The organism is Globicatella sp. HMSC072A10 (assembly GCF_001811625.1).
Classification (GTDB): domain Bacteria; phylum Bacillota; class Bacilli; order Lactobacillales; family Aerococcaceae; genus Globicatella; species Globicatella sanguinis.
Genome location: NZ_KV805803.1, coordinates 1 through 2091, shown reverse-complemented (window position 1 = coordinate 2091; position 2091 = coordinate 1). Strand labels below are relative to the sequence as shown.

The 2091-nt window shown below is 36.7% G+C and carries 1 protein-coding gene; it reads right to left on the bottom strand.

From position 1 onward, the window contains the following. Nucleotides 1-164: 164 nt before the first annotated feature. Nucleotides 165-1808, bottom strand: coding sequence for a phosphoenolpyruvate carboxykinase (ATP) (locus tag HMPREF2811_RS09405; RefSeq protein ID WP_071409106.1), 1644 nt, complete (start codon nt 1806-1808; stop codon nt 165-167). Between the last annotated feature and the right edge of the window lie 283 nt (nt 1809-2091).

Genomic DNA, 2091 nt, shown 5'->3' with positions numbered 1-2091 from the left:
ATCATTCGATTTTCTACTTCTGGTCCACTCCCTCTCATTTTTTGTGCTTATCGCCCTTGTCTGTCGCAATCACCCTAATCGTTTCAAAATAAAAAGGCAGGCCAATTGAAAATCAGATGATTTTCAATTGGCCTACCCAGTATCTATCTAGCTATACAGCCATTTTATTTTGCTAATTTTTCTACTAATGCATTTAAAGTTTCATAATAGCTTGCTTTTAATGGCTCTTTTTCTGCACTAATTTCTTTAATCCATTGAGCACGATCATTTAAACGCTCATGCAATAATTTGCGATAAGCTTCATTATCAAAATCTGGTTCATACCCTTCAATTGGCATATAACTTAATTCTTCTAATGGTCCAAATGGCACAAACTCTGCTCGCTCTTCGACTAAACTTTCAATGATTCCCAAAGTGACAGCCGGCGTAATTTTCTTGTCCATAAAGAAGCCTGTATTCAAGATATAGCCATGAACTTCTCCTGAATTGAATAATTGTTCAAATGAATCACAGTCTTCTTGTAATGGATAAACTCTAAATGGATTCGCATACGGCTCAATAACCAGTTTTTCCATATTGGTTCCTGGGACCAAGTTTTCAGCTGTTGAACGTTTAGTCGTTAAAGTTAAGCCAAAAATCATCGCCAATTCAGGACCTTCAATCTTCACGACCGGTGGTAACGTCTCATCTTTCATTAACCAGAACACACTATTAATTGGCACATCAAATTTATCCACCCGATTCGGAGTTGAGTAACGTGATTTGACCGTACGACCATTATTATTGCGAATATCTTCGGTAACTAATACTTTTTCGCCTGCTTCATTCAAGCTAACCCCAACGTTTTGAGCAGTTACAAAATATTTTTGTTCAGGATGTCCATAAGGATAGTCTTGCGTTTTGTCAAAATAAGATGGCTCTAAGGCAATCGAAGAGAAATCATCCAATGAAATAACAAACGCATCATCATGAAGCACTTTAATCTCATATTTATCTTCGTGTTTGGCATGGGTTAAAGTCGATTTTCCGGTACCAGATAGCCCAAAGAAAGCTGCTACATAAGGTTTATCGCCGGTAATCATTTCTTTCATACCACCATGACAAGATACATAACCATGACGACGGGCAATCGCCCAAGCTAATGTTAAAGTTCCTTTTTTCAATTCTCCAAAATAAGGTAAACCTAAGACAATGACCACATTACATTTTGGATCAAAGTAAACAAAACCATTTGGATGATCAGGATGTCTCCATTTTGGATCGCTATAAATTAAAATATCCGATTCATCTTCATAAACTTTACTGCGTTCATACATTGCGGTCATTTGGTCCGATGCCCATTGGAAATTTAATAACCAAGAATATAAGTTGTTAATTTCTTCCGATGGTACCATCAAACGTGCTCTTACCATAAAATCTTCATCTAGTCCGACATAAGCTGTCGTGGTTAAATATTCACGCTCACGATTGGCATACAACGCATCGCGGACAATTCCTAATAGCTTTTTATCATCCTCACCCGTTCCAGAAAGATGTCTGGCTGCGGCTGTACGACCCGTTACACGTCCTCCATTGTCAACCAATACTTTAGCGCCTTTTGGTAAGGCTAAATCTTCAGCATGAGCTACTTCTTGATCTAAAACAATCGTTCCCTTATAAGCAGCTGCTCTTTCATAAGCCTCACTAATCGTTTTTACTTCTTCTACATTATTTCCATAAAAGGCGGTCTCGATGGTTGATCTTAAAGCTGAAAATTGAGGATTATCTTTGCCAAGTTTACTAGTTTCATACCGTGAAATTGTTGCCATATCACATTCTCCTTTTCATCTCTATTTAATTTAAAATTTACCATTAGTCACAAAGTCACTAATCAACATCAAGCATCCCACTTCTATTTAATCAATAATGCCCTTACATTCCTTTCTATTTATTTTTGCACCCAACGATAAAGCGCTTTCTTATATACAATTATACCAAAGTAAGGCAATTTATCAATATTTTTTATATAATTATTTGATACTTATCCTTTTTTTCAATCGAGTAGGAGACTAATCATTAATTGATTAGTCGACCTCTCACACCACCGTACGT

What these genes read in the sequence shown, in the direction of transcription:
- HMPREF2811_RS09405 (WP_071409106.1), bottom strand. Translation starts at nt 1,808, where the DNA reads ATGGCAACAATTTCACGGTATGAAACTAGTAAACTTGGCAAAGATAAT.